Genomic DNA, 15,539 nt, shown 5'->3' on the forward strand with positions numbered 1-15,539 from the left:
GGTCAGCCGCTCGGCTTCAGCGACGGCCGGGCGAGGCCACCGCGGACCGTCCGCAGAGTGAGCCGGTCGGGGGCTCGGTCGAGGACACCGCCCGCCGGGTCGTCGTCGCCGTCCAGCCGTACGGCGTCGTGCTCGGGACGGAGCACGTCCCTGACGATCAGGACCACCAGCAGCAGCACCGTGAGGAACCGTGCGAACAGCCCGATGTAGTAGACGTTCACGCTGATGCCGTCGTCGGGGACCTCGAACCGCGACAGCGCGGACAGCGTCGTACCGAGGTCGGCGCCCTCGACCTGCTGGGTGACCGAGAGCAGGTACCACCAGATGGCCAGGAAGTAGACGAACTCTCCGGCCTGCCAGATCAGGTAGGCGGGCAGGCGGGGCCGGGCCAGGGCAACGAGCGGCAGCAGCCACAGCACGTACTGCGGCGACCAGACCTTGTTCGTGAGCATGAACGCGGCCAGCACCAGGAAGAGCAGCTGCGGCAGCCGGGGTCTGCGCGGGGCGGCGAAAGCGAGGACGCCGATGGCCACGCAGAGGACGGCGAACGCGCCCTGGCCCATGAGGTTGAGGTCGTGGACGTCGCGCGCCGCCGGCAGGCCGTGGTCCATGAGGTAGAAGAAGACCGAGCCCCAGTCGACGCCGCGGTCCTTGCTGAAGCCGTAGAACCGCGACCAGCCGTCCCGGGCGAACAGCATCACCGGCACGTTGAGCACGAGCCAGGCCCCGGCGGTACCGGCCAGGAGGCGGAGCAGTTCCCGGTGCCGGCCCGCGCGCAGGCACAGCAGTACGAACGGCCAGAGCAGCACCACCGGGTAGAACTTCGCCGCGATGGCCAGGCCGAGCAGAACGCCCGCGGTCAGATGCCACCTGCGCGCCCAGGCCGCGACGGCCAGCGCGCCGAGTGCGACGGCGAGCAGGTCCCAGTTGATGTACGCGGCGAGCAGCAGTCCCGGTGACAGTGCCACCATCAGACCGGCCCTCGTGCTCCGGCGTCCCGCGGCGTGCGCCGTCGCGAGCACGGCGACCACCGCGAACACTCCGAGGATCAGTGCTGTGACGTCGTAGAAGGCCATGCCCCGTGCGGTGCCGACCGGGTCGACCAGTGCACGCACCAGAACGTTGACGACGTGCATGAACCAGCCTGTGAGCACCGGGTACTCGACCGGCTCCGGGATCTTGTCGAAGTACGGGATCTTGCCGTCGGACATGCCCCGGTTGAAGTACAGCGGGTAGACGTCGGTGTAGCAGGCGCGCGTCACCGTCTCGGCGAAGTCGAACCCCGCAGAACGGCACGGCAGTTTCTGGACGTAGCCGAGAACACAGACGAGGACCGTACCGCCGACCAGGACCGGGGCGAACCGGCCGAGCCGGCCGACCGGCTCTCGGTCCTCTTTCCGGACGCGGGGCCCGGGGCCACCGTCACCGGTGGCACCACCGGACCCCGCGATCACGTCCGATTCGGACGAGGACTGCGACATGGACGCACACTAGTCCCTGGTCCGCACGAGCGTCTGCGAACGCGACTGCGGCGCTGCGCCGTCGCCGCCCTGGCCCCGGCCGCACCGTGGATCCTGCTTGTTCTGCTCCAGGTCGCACCACTCCTTCGAGCCCGGCTCGGGCTGGGTCGGCGTGCACCCCTCCGGGCGGCCGAAGATGTCGCACGGCTGCTGGTTGGGCGGCGGCGACTGGGGTGGCGGCGAACCCTGCTGGTCCCGGCACTTCGGCTTCCACATGTCCCGCGGGCTGCATTCGCCCTGGTTCGGCTGCTCCGGCGTCGCCGACACCGTGGGTTTCGGCGGCGGGGTGACGAACAGCTGCTTCGTACCCCCCATGACAGGCGGCGGGAACGATTCGACCTTCAGGTTCCTGGTGGCCTCGCTCATGTAGGCCTTCCAGATCGTGGCCGGGACCTTGCCACCCTCGACCACCCCGTACCCGGGCAACAACACGGTCTTCCGCTTGTCGTTGTACATGGTCACCGCGGTCGACACCTGGGGGACATATCCGACGAACCAACTGGCGACGTTCTTGTCCGTGGTGCCCGTCTTGCCGGCCACCTGCCGGTCGGGCAGTGCCGCGCCGGTGCCGGTGCCGGACTTGACGACCGCCTGCATGGCGTACGTGGCATCCGCGGCGACGTCGGCGTTGAAGACCTTGCGCTTCTGCCACGTGAGCTTGCGGTAGATCTTCCCGTCGGTGGTCGTGACCTTCCTGATCACGTGCGGCTGGTGGTACGTGCCACCGTTGGCGAACGCGGCGTAGCCGGCCGCCTGCTCGATCGGCCGGATGTTGTTGATGCCGAGGGCCAGACCGGCCTTGTCGCTGTAATCCTTGAGCAGTTCGCTGGAGACCCCGGCGTTCTCCGCCGTCTTGATCACGTTGGGCAGGCCGACCTTGAGCGCCAACTGGACGTAGGCGGTGTTGACCGAGTCCGCAGTCGCCTTGACGAGGTTGGTCGTGGCGCCGACGTCGTGGCTGTTGGGGATCGGCAGGGCACCGGGCGTGTTCGCGGGAACGACGTTGCCGGTTCCGTCGAAGTAGGACTTCTTCCCGGCCACGAGGGTGCTGAGGCTGTAGCCGTCGGACAGCGCCGTGGCCAGCACGTAGGGCTTCATCGCCGAGCCGGCCTGCGCGGAGCCCTGCCAGACGTTGTCGAGCTGCCTCTTGATGTAGTCGGGCCCCCCGTAGAAGGCGACGACCTCACCGTTCGCGGTGTTCACCGAGACCAGTCCGACGTGGGTGTTCCTGGTCAGCTTCCTCGGGGCCGCCTGGGGCACCGCCCTCTCGGCCGCGTTCCTCGCCGCGTTCATCTTCTTCTCGTCGAACGTGGTGGTGATCCGCAGGCCCTGGTCGACGATCTGCTTCTCGGTGATGCCCTGGCGCTCCAGCTCGACCTTGGCCCGCTGGACCATGAAGCCCTTCTGCCCGGCGTACATGTTGTCGCTGTTGATGGACCTGGTCTTGGGCAGCCTCTTCGCGAACTCGTCGGCCTTGGCCTGGGTGAGCGCGTTGGTCTTGACCATGCCCTCGAGCACGTACTGGTAACGGGCGAGCGTCTGCGCCTTGAGGTCCTCGTCGGGGCTGCGCGGGTCGAAGCGCGCGGGCTGCTGGATGATCGCGGCGAGGAGCGCGCCCTCGTCCTCCCTCAGCTTGCCGACGTCCTTGCCGAAGAACGCCTTCGACGCGGCCTGGATGCCATAGGCGTTCCGGCCGAAGAAGATGGTGTTCAGGTAGTCCTGCAGGATCTCCGGCTTCTTCTTCTGCTTACCCAGCTTGACGGAGATGAACAGCTCCTTGAACTTCCGGCTCAGCGACTGCTCGGGGGTCAGGTAATAGTTCTTGGCCAGCTGCTGGGTGATCGTCGACCCGCCCTGCGTGGACCCGCCGGTCACGTTGACCCAGGCCGCACGGGCGATGCCGGTCGGCGAGACACCGCTGTCGGAGCGAAAACTCCGGTTCTCGGCGGCGATCACGGCTTCCTGTACGTGCCTGGGGATCTTGTCGATCTTGACGAGCTCCCGGTTCGTACCCTCTCGGAGGATCTCGGTCTTGCCGTCCGAGTAGTAGTAGATCGCGGTCTGCTTCGTCGCATCCTCGTTCCCCGCCTTGGGGACGGGCGTCTTCGCGTAGGCGACCCCGACGAGGGTGCACATGGCGAGGAAGCCCAGGCCGAACACGCCGAGAACGATCTTCCACGAAGGTACGTAACGCCGCCAGCCGGTCTTCTTCTCGGCATCGTCGACGGGCTTCTTACGGCGTCCACCGCCGCCCCCTCCGGGACCACCGGGCCCGCGGCCACGGCCACCGGGTCCGCCAGGTCCGCCACGGCCACCCGGACCGCCGCGGCCACCGGGAGCACCGGGTCCACCTCGGCCGGCCGATCCACGGCCGCCGGGACCAACGCGTGGACCACCCGGGCCGCCACTGCGGCCACCAGGTGCACCACGCCCGCCGGAGCCACCGGGAGTGTTCCCTCCGGGGACTGACGGCAGGCGGGATGTGGCGCCCGGCATGTTCGGTCGACCGGGTCGAGGGGGATTCGGCCGGGATCCCGGTCTGCTCGGTCCGTCTGGCCCGTATTGGCTTGGGTTACTCACGCGACCTCGTTCAACTGGGGTACGTCCATGGTGCGTCGTACGACAGTACTGCGCAGGCGAGTGAGTGTGGACCGGCCTGCAGCGTCTGGTCTCTGTCCGTCAACGAGGCTCATCACCGCTGGCGGCGGGATGCTCCCCATGTCCCAGGACGTACGACACCGTCAAGTGGTTCCATGCGCAACTTTGACACACTTCGACCACGTAGACCCGGAATTCACCATATTCGTGCGCCATCTCGGCGAGCTCATCGGTCGTCTTGACCCGGCCCGCATAGCGGCCGAGCTCGTCGCCGTACACGTACGTGACATGGGTCAACCTCTCCCTGCGGCAGACGGGGCATCGCTCGTCGGTCGGCTCGCCATGGTACTTGGCGGCGCGGAGAAGGTAGGGGTGAGCGTCGCAGGCGTCGGCCATGGTGAGGTGCCCGGACTGCAGTTCCGCGAGAGCGGCGCGCCGGGCGAGCCCGTATTCCACGATCAGTCGCCGCGACCACACATCTGCAGCGTACGACCACGTCGATAACGAGGGGAAGATCACAAGGTCCGCGGGGGTCTGGGCACTGCCGCGCGGGCGCCGTCGCGAAGTGAGGACTTGCGAGGGGGCCGAACGCTACGTATCTTTTCGATGTATCGGTTCGATACATTGAGCCGATACATCCGAGCGATAGATCGGTGGTGGGGACATGAGCAGTAGGAAGGGCGCGGGCGTGCTGGAACTCGCCGTGCTCGGGCTGCTGCACGAATCCCCAATGCACGGGTACGAGCTCCGCAAGCGGCTCAACACTCTGCTCGGCATGTTCCGCGCGTTCTCGTACGGGTCCCTCTATCCGTGCCTCAAGCTGCTTCTCGGCAAGGGGCTGATCGTGGAGGACCGGCCCGAGGAGCCGTTGAACGTTCCACTGGCTCTGCAGAGCCGCCGATCCAAGATCGTCTACAAGCTGACCGCCGAGGGCAAGGAGCGGCTCGAGGAGCTGCTCACCGAGGCGGGTCCGGCGGCGTGGGAGGACGAGAGCTTCGGCGTTCACTTCGCCTTCTTCTCGCACACCCACGCCGATGTACGGCTCCGCATCCTCGAAGGCCGGCGCAGCCGGCTCGAGGAGCGGCTGGAGAGTGTACGGGCCGCGCTCGCGCGGACCCGGGAACGAGTTGACAGCTACACCCTCGAGCTGCAGAACCATGGGCTCGAGTCCGTCGAGCGCGAGGTGCGATGGCTCAACGAGCTCATCGGCCGTGAGCGCGCCCAGGCGACGACAGAGAACAGCAAGGACAGGACCGAGGACGACCTCCGCTGAGCGCGGACATATCGTTCGTCCCCCGCCACAAGAGAAGGAGCAACCGGATGAGTTCGGTGCGCGTAGCCATCGTCGGAGTGGGCAACTGCGCCGCTTCGCTCGTCCAAGGCGTCGAGTACTACAAGGACGCCGACCCGGCGACGCGAGTGCCCGGTCTCATGCACGTCCAGTTCGGCGACTACCACGTGGGCGACGTCGAGTTCGTCGCCGCCTTCGACGTCGACGCGAAGAAGGTCGGGCAGGACCTGGCGCATGCCATCACGGCGAGCGAGAACAACACGATCAAGATCTGTGATGTGCCGCCGACCGGTGTCAACGTCCAGCGTGGTCACACCTTCGACGGCCTCGGCGAGTTCTATCGCGACATCATCCAGGAGTCGGACGCGCAGCCGGTCGACATCGTGCGGACGCTGAAGGACACTCGGGCGGACGTCCTGGTCTCCTACCTGCCGGTGGGCTCCGAGGAGGCCGCCCGCTTCTACGCCCAGTGCGCGATCGACGCCGATGTGGCGTTCGTCAACGCGCTGCCGGTGTTCATCGCGAGCGACCCCGAGTGGGCCGAGAAGTTCACCAAGGCCGGCGTGCCGATCGTCGGCGACGACATCAAGTCGCAGGTCGGCGCGACCATCACGCACCGCGTCATGGCCAAGCTGTTCGAGGACCGCGGCGTCGAGCTGCTGCGCACGTACCAGCTCAACTTCGGCGGGAACATGGACTTCATGAACATGCTGGAGCGCAAGCGCCTCCAGTCCAAGAAGATCTCCAAGACCCAGTCGGTGACGTCGCAGATCCCGCACGAGATGGCCAAGGCCGACGTGCACATCGGCCCGTCCGACCACGTGCCGTGGCTCGACGACCGCAAGTGGGCCTATGTCCGGCTCGAGGGCCGCTCGTTCGGCGACACCCCGCTGAACCTGGAGTACAAGCTCGAGGTGTGGGACTCGCCCAACTCGGCCGGAGTCATCATCGACGCAGTGCGAGCCGCCAAGATCGCCAAGGACCGCGGCGTCGGCGGACCGATCCTGTCGGCCAGCTCCTACTTCATGAAGTCGCCGCCGGTGCAGTACAACGACGACCAGGCGCGCGATGCCGTGGAGGCCTTCATCCGCGGCGACGTCGAGCGCTGACCGGCCGCTCGCCTCTCGCGAGCGGAGCAGGTTCCGGACTCTGGGAGCGCCCCGGCGGGTCACCACCGCCGGGGCGCTCCCCTTTCGGGTGATCATGCGGGGTTCGGACATCGTGGGATCCCCACGTACGCGGGACGTAGGCTGATCATGTGAACACCGGCGACCTGGGTTCGGTGCTGCGGGGCCGGGACTTCCGTCGCCTGTACGCGACCCGGCTGACCTCCCAGCTGTCCGACGGCGTCTTCCAGATCGCCCTCGCGAGCTATGTCTTCTTCTCGCCGGAGAAGCAGACCACGGCGGGTAAGGCCGCCGCCGCATTCGCGGTTCTCCTGCTGCCCTACTCGCTGATCGGCCCGTTCGCGGGTGTCTTCATCGACCGATGGTCCCGCCGGCAGATCCTGGTCTTCGCGCCGGTCGTTCGCGCCGTGCTGGTTGCCGCGGTGGCCGGCCTGCTCGCGGCCGGGCAGGACGGTGCGCCCTTCTTCCTGGCGGCGCTGCTGGTGCTCGGGGTCAACCGGTTCTTCCTCTCCGCCCTGTCGGCGGCCCTGCCCCGCGTCGTCGGCCGTGAGCTGCTCGTCATGGCGAACTCACTGTCGGTGACGTCGGGCACGATCATCGCCTTCGTCGGCGCCGGCGTCGGTTACCTGCTGCGCAAGGTTTTCGGCGGCGGGCAGGCCGACACCGCGTTGATCCTTCTGTGCACGGCGGGGCTCTATCTCCTCGCTGCGCTGGTCGCCACCACCCTGCGCCGGGACCAGCTGGGTCCCGATCTCGACCGGGCGCTCCCGCAGACCAGGGACGCGCTCGGCAACGTGGTCCACGGCCTGGCCGACGGAGCCGCGCACATCTGGCGGCGCCGCCCGGCCGCGCTCGCCCTCGCCGCGATCTCGCTGCACCGATTCCTGTACGGCATCACGATGATCATGGCGGCCCTGCTGTTCCGGAACTACTTCAGCACCAGCGCCGACACGGGCCTCGACCGGTTCGCGCTGTTCCTCGGGGCCACCGGAGCGGGATTCCTGGCCGGCGCGGTCATCACGCCCTGGGTCGTGCGGCTGACCGGCAAGAACGGCTGGATCGTCCTGCTACTGCTCGCCGCCGCGGTGATCGAGGCGGCTCTGGGGCTGCCGTTCCGCGAGACCTTGTTCGTGATCGGCGGCTTCGCGCTCGGGCTGGTGTCCCAGGGGGTGAAGCTCAGCGTGGACGTGATCGTGCAGGAGACCGTCGATGACGCCTACCGCGGACGGGTGTTCGCCGTCTACGACATGCTCTTCAACGCCACCTTCGTCGCGGCCGCCGCGGTCGCCGCGGCGACGGTGCCGCCCACCGGCAAGTCCTACGCCGTGCTCGGCGTCGTGATCGCGGTCTACGCCTGCGCCGCCGTCGCGTACCGGCTCGCGACGCGCGCGCACGCCGCCGTCACCTCGGAACGGCGCACCGGGAAACACGGCACAGGAGAACGCCGCACAGGAGAACGGGGCACGGTGGAACCCCGCACCGCCGAACAGGGCGATCGGGGCGACGCGGGCGCCTGATCCGCGCGGGCGAGGCGTGCGTCAGATCGCGCGGGCGGCGGCCACCATGGCGCCGGTGATCTGGCCGATCTCGTCCGGCGAGCAGATGTACGGCGGCATGGTGTAGATGAGGTTGCGGAAGGGGCGCACCCAGACGCCCCGGTCCATGACGACCTTCTGCACGGCCTGCACGTCCACCGGCTCGGTGGTCTCGATCACGCCGATCGCGCCGAGCACCCGCACGTCGGCGACACCCGGCAGCCCGCGCGCCGGCTCCAGCCCCGCCGACAGGCCGGCCGAGATCGCCTTGATCTCGTCCGCCCAGGGGCGGGAGCGCAGCAGCTCGATCGACGCGCACGCCACCGCGGCCGCCAGCGGGTTGGCCATGTAAGTGGGACCGTGCATCAGGGCCCCGGCCTCGCCGGCCGAGATGCCATGGGCCACCCGGTCCGTGCAGAGCGTCGCGGCCATGGTCAGGTAACCGCCGGTCATCGCCTTCCCGACGCACATGATGTCCGGGACCACGCCCGCGTGGTCACACCCCCACCACGGGCCGGACCGGCCGAAGCCGGTGGCGATCTCGTCGGCGATGAGGAGCAGGTCGTGCTCGTCGGCGAGCGCGCGGAACGCCGCGAGATGGCCGGGATGGTAGAAGCGCATGCCCCCGGCGTTCTGCACCACCGGCTCGACCACGATCGCGGCGAGTTCGTGCGCGTGCGCGGCGACCATCTCGCGCACCTCGTCGAGGTACGCCTGGTCCGGGCCGCCGTCCGGGCCGCCCGCCCGCCACGGCGGTGGTGCGGGCGCGAACACGTGCGTGGGCAGGACGTCGGCGAACAGGTGGTGCATGCCGTTCACCGGGTCGCACAGCGCCATGTCGCCGAACGTGTCGCCGTGGTAGCCGCTGCGGATCGTGAACAGCCGGTGCCGCTCCGGCCGCCCCCGCGACCGCCAGAACTGCAGGGCCATCTTGATCGCGACCTCGACCGAGACCGACCCGGAGTCGGCGAAGAAGACCTTGGTCAGCGGCTCGGGGGTGACCTCCAGGAGCAGCTCGGCGAGCCGCACCGCCGGAGGGTGCGTGAGCCCACCGAACATCACGTGGGCCATCCGGCCCAGCTGGTCGGTGAGCGCCGCGTTCAGCACGGGGTGGTCGTAACCGTGGATCGCCGTCCACCACGACGACATCCCATCGATGAGCTCCCGCCCGTCGGCGAGAGTCAGCCGGACCCCGTGCGCCGAGACCACCGGATGCACGGGCACCGTGGCCGGCATCGGCGCGTACGGATGCCACACGTGCTCCCGGTCGACGGCGAGCAACCGCTCGATCTCCTCGGCCTCCATGGGCTCTGCCACGACCGGCCCCTCCCCAAGGCGATCCCCGTGCAAATGGGTCACGAGGACCGGTCCATGCCCTGCTCGCGGGCCCAGCGGAGCAGCTCGGCGGTGGCCGCCTCCTTGCCGATCGGCCCCTGGTCGAGGCGCAGGTCGAGCAGGAACTTGTACGCCTTGCCGACGGCCGGGCCGGGCTTGATGCCGAGTACGGCCTGGATCTCGTTGCCGTCGAGCTCCGGGCGGATCTTGGACAGTTCCTCCTCGGCGGACAGCCGCGCAATACGGCGTTCGAGGTCGTCGTAGGTCCGCGCCAGGTTGGCGGCCTTGCGCTTGTTCCTGGTGGTGCAGTCGGCCCGCGTCAGCTTGTGCAACCGCGGCAGCAGGTCCCCGGCATCGCGGACGTAGCGGCGCACGGCCGAGTCGGTCCACTCGCCCGTGCCGTAGCCGTGGAAGCGCAGGTGCAGCTCGACCAGCCGGGACACGTCCGAGACGATGTCCTTGGGGTAACGCAGCGCCGTCAGGCGGACCTTGGTCATCTGCGCCCCGACCACCTCGTGGTGGTGGAAGGTGACGCGGCCGCCGTCCTCGAACGATCTCGTCTTGGGCTTGCCGATGTCGTGCAGCAGCGCGGCCAGCCGCAGTACCAGGTCGGGACCGTCCTCTTCCTGGGCGATCGCCTGCTCGAGCACGATCAGCGAGTGCTCGTAGACGTCCTTGTGCCGGTGGTGCTCATCGATCTCGAGCCGCAGCTTCGGCAGCTCGGGCAGCATGTGGGCGGCGAGCCCGGTGCCGACCAGCAGGGCGAGCCCGTGCCGCGGATCGGATCCGCACAGCAGCTTCGAGAGTTCGTCGCGCACCCGCTCGGCCGAGACGATCTCGATCCGCGCGGCCATGTCCCGCATCGCGGCCACCGCGGCGGGGTCGACGGCGAATCCGAGCTGCGAGGCGAACCGGGCCGCACGCATCATCCGCAGCGGATCGTCGGTGAAAGAGTCCTGGGGGCGAGCCGGGGTGCGCAGCAGTTTGCGCCGCAGATCCGACAATCCGCCAAAGGGATCGACGAATCCATGACCCGGCAGCCGGGCTGCCATGGCATTCACCGCGAAGTCCCGCCGAGCCAGATCATCGTGGAGCGAAGTTCCGTACAAAACTTCCGGTTTGCGGGACTTTGGATCGTACGATTCGCTCCGATAAGTCGTAATCTCGACTTGATAGTTCCCCTTGCGCAGACCGACGGTGCCGAACTCGATCCCGATCGTCCAGACCGCGTCAGCCCATCCATCCACGATCTCGAGAATCCGCTCGGGCCGGGCATCGGTGGTGAGATCGAGATCATTACCCGGCCTGCGCAGGAGAGCATCGCGTACCGGTCCGCCCACCAGCGCCAGCTCATGGCCGGCGTCCGCGAACCGATGGCCGAGTTCATCGGCGACAGGGGCAACGCGACGCAGCAGCTCGGCGATCGCCTTCTGCTGCTCCGGGGTCAGATCGTCGTTCGGCACGGCCATCGAGCGTAGGTCCTTGCTGGGTCGCTGACAAAAGGATTTGCACACGTTGGAGACCACGGAGGCAGACGATGAAGGACGCTCTGGCCATCCATCGCATGCTGCTCGAACGCGAGACGCTGCACGAGATCGTACGGCTTCCCCACGCCATCGCGAACGCCGACGAGCTGCCCGGTGCGGGCCTGCCCGTCCACCGGTGCCTGGCGACCCGGGTTTTCGCCTTCACCGGCAGTGAGCAGGCGACGACGGGGTACCTGGCCGCCGTGATCGTCGCGGCGGGCGGCACGGTGGGCACCGAGCCGGTGCGCCTCGCCTTAGGTGCTCGCACCGTCCGGCCGGCCAGGGCCGACCTGATCAATACCGTGACCGAATTCGCCGCCGAACTCGTCTGCCCGCTCATGCTGCCCGAATCGATGACCGTGCTCATCGACCATCGGCTCACCGACCGCCTGCGAGGTGACGATGTCGTCTACACCGCCACCGGGGAACCGTGGACCGCGCTCGGCGTCAGAACGGCCGATCTCAACGCCTCCTGCGGCGCCGAACCCATCGATCTGTGCCCCATCATCACATCCGCCATGGCACTGCCCCTCCTGTCCCACCGGCCGCGCCGGGCGTCAAGATGATCGAGGGCCACAAGGTGATCGAGGAACGTCCGAGAGGTGGGCGCGCGGCACTACCATCGGGCAGGTGATGCGGCGAACCATCGCCACTGGCCCGCTGGCGGGCACGGCGTGAGAATGCGAGTCCTCCAGGCGGGAACCCGCGGAGTCGTGGCCCTGGTGGTGGTGCTGCTCTCCGCCGCCCCCGCCGGTTCCGCGAGCGCCGCCCAGCGGGCGCCGGCGTCCGCCGTACCGCTCCAGGCGGCCGCGCGGCAGCCGGCCACGGCCGAGGCGGTGCACGACCCCGCGTCCCGGCAGTCTCGCAGCAGGGCCGGGGTGAGCCTCGTCCTGCAGTCGATACCGAAGACGGTCCGGCCCGGCTCGAAGATCGGCATCTCCGGTTACGTGCAGAACCATACGGGCCAGCAGCTGACCGGAGTGTCAGTGCGGCTGCGGTGGCGGAGCCGGCCCGTGAACGGCCGCACGGAACTGGCGCAGTTCGCCTCCGGCAGCGCCCCCGCCCTCGTCTCCGCCACGACGGCCGTCCCGCTGAGCGGGCCGCTCGCGCCGGGCCGGCAGGTCAAATGGAAGCTCGAGACCACGTCCCGGGATCTGAGCATGAACGACTTCGGTGTCTACCCCATCTCGATCGAGGTTCTGAACGCCGCGACCCAGACCGTCGTCGCCCAGCCCACGTTCCTCACCTTCATGCCAGCCGACCAGGGTCGCCGGCCGAAACCGACCGAGATCGCCTGGGTGTGGCCGATGATCGACCGGCCGCACCGCACCACCGGTACGACGTTCCTCGACGACGCGCTCGAGAAGGACCTGGCGCCCACCGGACGTCTCGGCGGTCTCGCCCAGGTCGCCGCCCAGGCCGGAAAGAGCGCCCGCGTGCCGCTCACCTGGGCCGTCGATCCCGCGCTCCTCGACGATGCCCGGGAGATGTCCAACGGCTACACGCTCAAAGGGGTCAAGGACCGCAAGGCCACGAAGAAGCCCAAGAGCAATGTCGCCGGCGGCTGGCTGGCGAACATGAAGTCGATGACCGACCCCTACTTCACGACGCCCTACGCGGATCCGGACACGGTCGCGCTCGTCCGTCAGGGGATGAGCGGGCACCTCAAGTCGGCCTACGCCAACGCGGCGGTCGCGAACGACATCCTGGGGCGGTCGCCCGCGACCCCCGTCGGATGGCCGGTCAACGGCGTGGCCCGCCAGCAGACCCTCGACGCCATGGCCGGGAACGGCACGGGGACGTTCCTGATGAGCAGCGAAGTGCTGCTGAGCACGGCCCCGCAGGGCTACGCCGCCGACGCGATCACGACGCTGCAGACCGCGCGGGGCACCAAGCCCACCCTCGTCTACGACGCGACGCTCAGCGACATCGTCAGCGGAGACACCCAGTCACCAGGTGCGGCGGTGCTGGCCGAGCAGCGGTTCCTGGCCGAGACCGCAATGATCACCGCGGAGATGCCCAACCGGCCCCGCACGCTGATCATCGCGCCGCAGCGGCGCTGGAACCCGAAGCCGAAGTTCGCCGAGAATCTGCTGTCGTACACCGCCAAGGCACAGTGGCTCAAGGAGGTGCCCCTCAGCGCCATCCAGAAGGACACCCCGATCCGGCGGACCTTCACCGGCTATCCCGTCGGATACGACCACAACGAACTGGGCGGCACCTACCTCAAGAACGTCCGTGAGATCGCGACGCGGGCCAACCGCTTCTCCGGCATCTTCGACCAGACGCCCGCCTCGAACACCTACGAGCAGTCCGTGCTGCGGATGGAGTCGACGTACTGGCGCGGGCGCGAACGGCGGGCCCGCGCCTTCCGGCAGACCGTCGGCGCCGCCATCGACGAGACGATCGACAAAGTCCATCTCGTCCCCAACAAACGGATCGGTCTGTCGGGCAACTCGGGCTTCATCCCCATCACCGTCGCCAACGACCTGCGGGAGGGCACCGTCAACGTGGTGCTCCGGGTGACCTCGGAGAATCCGGGGCGTCTGGAGATCGGCGGCGGCACGGCGGCCGGGACGGCCCGCGAATGGCAGCTGAAGCTCAGCCCACGACAGAAGGAGACCGTGAAGATACCGGTCGAGGCCAACGCCAACGGCTACACGAACCTCTCCCTCGAACTGCTCGCGCCGCAATCGAAGCGGAAGTTCGGGAAGGACGACGACGCCGCCGTCAGCACGGTTCACACGACGGGGTACGGGCGGATGGCCCTCCGTATCACGGGGGGCGCGCTTGCCGTACTCTTCATCGGCGTCGCGGTGCGTGTGCTGCGGGCCAAGCGGCGTAACGGAGCGGAGGAGTCCGATGGTGCAGAGCCCGGGGGGCATGCCGGAGGCTGAGCCCTCCGCGGGCGGCGTCGGCGGCCCGCAGGAGGAGCCGAAGACCGCGCCGGCCGGCCGGTCGTCGAGCCTGATGCGCTCCGGCCTGGTCATGGCGATCGGCACGATCGCCTCCCGGGTGACCGGCTTTCTCCGTACCGCCGTGATCGTGGCGGCGCTCGGGACGGGCCTGCTGGCGAACGCCTACAACTCCGCCAACACGATCCCGAACATGCTGTACGACCTGCTGCTCGGCGGGATCCTCACCAGCGTGATCGTGCCTTTGATCGTCCGGGCGCGGGAGCGCGACGCCGAGTACGGGCGGCAGTTCGAGCAGCGGCTGTTCACGATCACCGTGCTTTTCCTCGGCGGGCTCACCCTCGCGGCCACGCTGCTCGCCCCGGTGCTCATCAACCTGCTCGGCAGCGGTTTCAAGGACGAACAGCGGGACCTCGCGATCCTGTTCGCCTGGTTCTTCCTCCCGCAGATCTTCTTCTACGGCGTGGGCGCCTTCGCCGGGGCGATCCTCAACACCCGCCACCGCTTCGGCGCGCCGATGTGGGCGCCGGTGCTCAACAACCTCGTGGTCATCGCCATCGGCATCGTGTTCGTGCTCACCACCACCGGCGAGATCGACCCGGCGAACATCACCGACGCGCAGATCAACCTGCTGGCCCTCGGCACCACCGGCGGGATCGTGCTGCAGACGATCGCGCTGTGGCCGTCTCTGCGGGCGGCCGGGTTCCGCTGGCGGCCGCGGCTCGACTTCCAGCGCGGCGAGTTGGGTGAGATCACCCGGCTGGCGGGCTGGACGCTGATGTACGTCATCTCCACCCAGATCGGCGTCATGGTAACGGTCAACCTGCTCAACAGCGCGGCGGTCCGCGGCCACGAGGAGGGCATCGGCGACGGATTCGGGTACACCCCGTACTTCAACGCCTACCAGCTGTTCCAGCTCCCGTACGCGATCGTCGCGGTCTCGGTCATCACCGCGCTGCTACCGCGGATGAGCGAGCACGCCGCCGATGGGAACCGGCGGTTGGTCCGGGACGACTTCTCCTCAGGGCTGCGCCTGTCGTCTGTGATCATGCTGCCGGCCGCCGCGCTGATGTTCGTGCTCGGCCCTGAGATCGCGACGGTGCTCTTCGCGCACGGCAACACCTCCCACGCCGACGCGCTGGTCATCGCCCACGTCATGCAGATGCTGGCCATCGCCCTGGTGCCGTTCTCCACGTACCAGCTGATGCTCCGCGTCTTCTATGCCTTCCGTGACACCCGGACACCGGCGTTCATCAGCCTGATCACGGTCTCGACGAACATCGCGATGGCGTTCGCCATGTACCAGCTGCTGCCGACCCGGCGGATCGTGATCGGCGTCGCCGCGGGATTCGCCGTGGCGAACATCGTCGGCACGATCGTCTGCTGGGCCGTGCTGCGCTCCCGGCTCGACGGCCTGGACAGCCGGCGGATCATCACCGGTCATCTCAAGCTGCTGATCGCGGCGTGGCCGCTCATCGGGTTCGCGTTCGCCGTACACAAGATCGTGGACGCCTGGATCGGCACGTCCGGCACAATCTCCGCCCTCGCCGTGCTGGCGGTCGGCACCGCCGGCGGCGGGGTCCTCTATCTCGTCTTCGCCCGGCTGCTCAGGGTCGGCGAGGTCCAGACACTTCTCGGTACACTGGCTGGCCGTCTGGGCCGGTGACGCGGTTAGATCTAGCTACAGAACGC

General features: G+C 68.6%; 11 protein-coding genes. 6 read left to right on the forward strand and 5 right to left on the reverse strand.

Going from position 1 to position 15,539, the window contains the following annotated elements:
- Positions 1-2: 2 nt before the first annotated feature.
- The 3 genes from HKK74_RS11690 to HKK74_RS11700 form a co-directional block, all read right to left on the reverse strand.
- Positions 3-1,481, reverse strand: a complete 1,479-nt coding sequence (locus HKK74_RS11690) for a glycosyltransferase family 87 protein (RefSeq protein WP_187243177.1) — start codon at positions 1,479-1,481, stop codon at positions 3-5.
- Between the two features lie 9 nt (positions 1,482-1,490).
- On the reverse strand, positions 1,491-3,680 hold the full coding sequence (locus HKK74_RS11695) for a transglycosylase domain-containing protein (RefSeq protein WP_187243178.1): 2,190 nt from the start codon (positions 3,678-3,680) through the stop codon (positions 1,491-1,493).
- Positions 3,681-4,199: 519 nt separating this feature from the next.
- A complete protein-coding gene (locus tag HKK74_RS11700) occupies positions 4,200-4,595 on the reverse strand; it encodes a DUF5318 family protein (protein WP_187243179.1) in 396 nt (131 codons plus the stop codon).
- 187 nt (positions 4,596-4,782) lie between these two features.
- Here HKK74_RS11700 and HKK74_RS11705 point away from each other — a divergent pair, with 187 nt between their 5' ends.
- From HKK74_RS11705 to HKK74_RS11715, 3 genes are all read left to right on the forward strand, one after another.
- Complete coding sequence (locus tag HKK74_RS11705; protein WP_187243180.1) at positions 4,783-5,391, forward strand: PadR family transcriptional regulator; 609 nt, start codon at positions 4,783-4,785, stop codon at positions 5,389-5,391.
- A 47-nt stretch (positions 5,392-5,438) separates the two neighbouring features.
- Positions 5,439-6,518, forward strand: a complete 1,080-nt coding sequence (locus HKK74_RS11710) for an inositol-3-phosphate synthase (protein WP_187243181.1) — start codon at positions 5,439-5,441, stop codon at positions 6,516-6,518.
- A gap of 149 nt (positions 6,519-6,667) precedes the next feature.
- Complete coding sequence (locus tag HKK74_RS11715; protein ID WP_187243182.1) at positions 6,668-8,053, forward strand: MFS transporter; 1,386 nt, start codon at positions 6,668-6,670, stop codon at positions 8,051-8,053.
- A gap of 21 nt (positions 8,054-8,074) precedes the next feature.
- Here the strand turns inward: HKK74_RS11715 and HKK74_RS11720 are convergent, their stop codons facing one another.
- Together HKK74_RS11720 and HKK74_RS11725 are read right to left on the reverse strand one after the other, a co-directional pair.
- A complete protein-coding gene (locus HKK74_RS11720) occupies positions 8,075-9,376 on the reverse strand; it encodes an adenosylmethionine--8-amino-7-oxononanoate transaminase (RefSeq protein WP_187243340.1) in 1,302 nt (433 codons plus the stop codon).
- Between the two features lie 50 nt (positions 9,377-9,426).
- A complete protein-coding gene (locus tag HKK74_RS11725; RefSeq protein WP_187243183.1) occupies positions 9,427-10,875 on the reverse strand; it encodes a CCA tRNA nucleotidyltransferase in 1,449 nt (482 codons plus the stop codon).
- A gap of 68 nt (positions 10,876-10,943) precedes the next feature.
- On the opposite strand from HKK74_RS11725, the gene HKK74_RS11730 reads away from it, so the two are divergent.
- The 3 genes from HKK74_RS11730 to murJ all read left to right on the forward strand — a co-directional run bounded on the left by HKK74_RS11730 (position 10,944) and on the right by murJ (position 15,513).
- On the forward strand, positions 10,944-11,498 hold the full coding sequence (locus tag HKK74_RS11730) for an aminoacyl-tRNA deacylase (protein ID WP_187243184.1): 555 nt from the start codon (positions 10,944-10,946) through the stop codon (positions 11,496-11,498).
- A 114-nt stretch (positions 11,499-11,612) separates the two neighbouring features.
- Positions 11,613-13,829: a DUF6049 family protein gene (locus HKK74_RS11735; protein WP_187243185.1), complete on the forward strand. Its 2,217-nt coding sequence runs from the start codon at positions 11,613-11,615 to the stop codon at positions 13,827-13,829.
- Entirely contained in the window at positions 13,795-15,513 is a 1,719-nt protein-coding gene (gene murJ / locus HKK74_RS11740; RefSeq protein ID WP_246491467.1) for a murein biosynthesis integral membrane protein MurJ, read from the forward strand. The genes HKK74_RS11735 and murJ overlap by 35 nt, the downstream gene beginning before the upstream one ends.
- Positions 15,514-15,539 lie beyond the last annotated feature (26 nt).

This window comes from Actinomadura alba (assembly GCF_014323705.1).
Lineage (GTDB): Bacteria > Actinomycetota > Actinomycetes > Streptosporangiales > Streptosporangiaceae > Actinomadura_C > Actinomadura_C alba.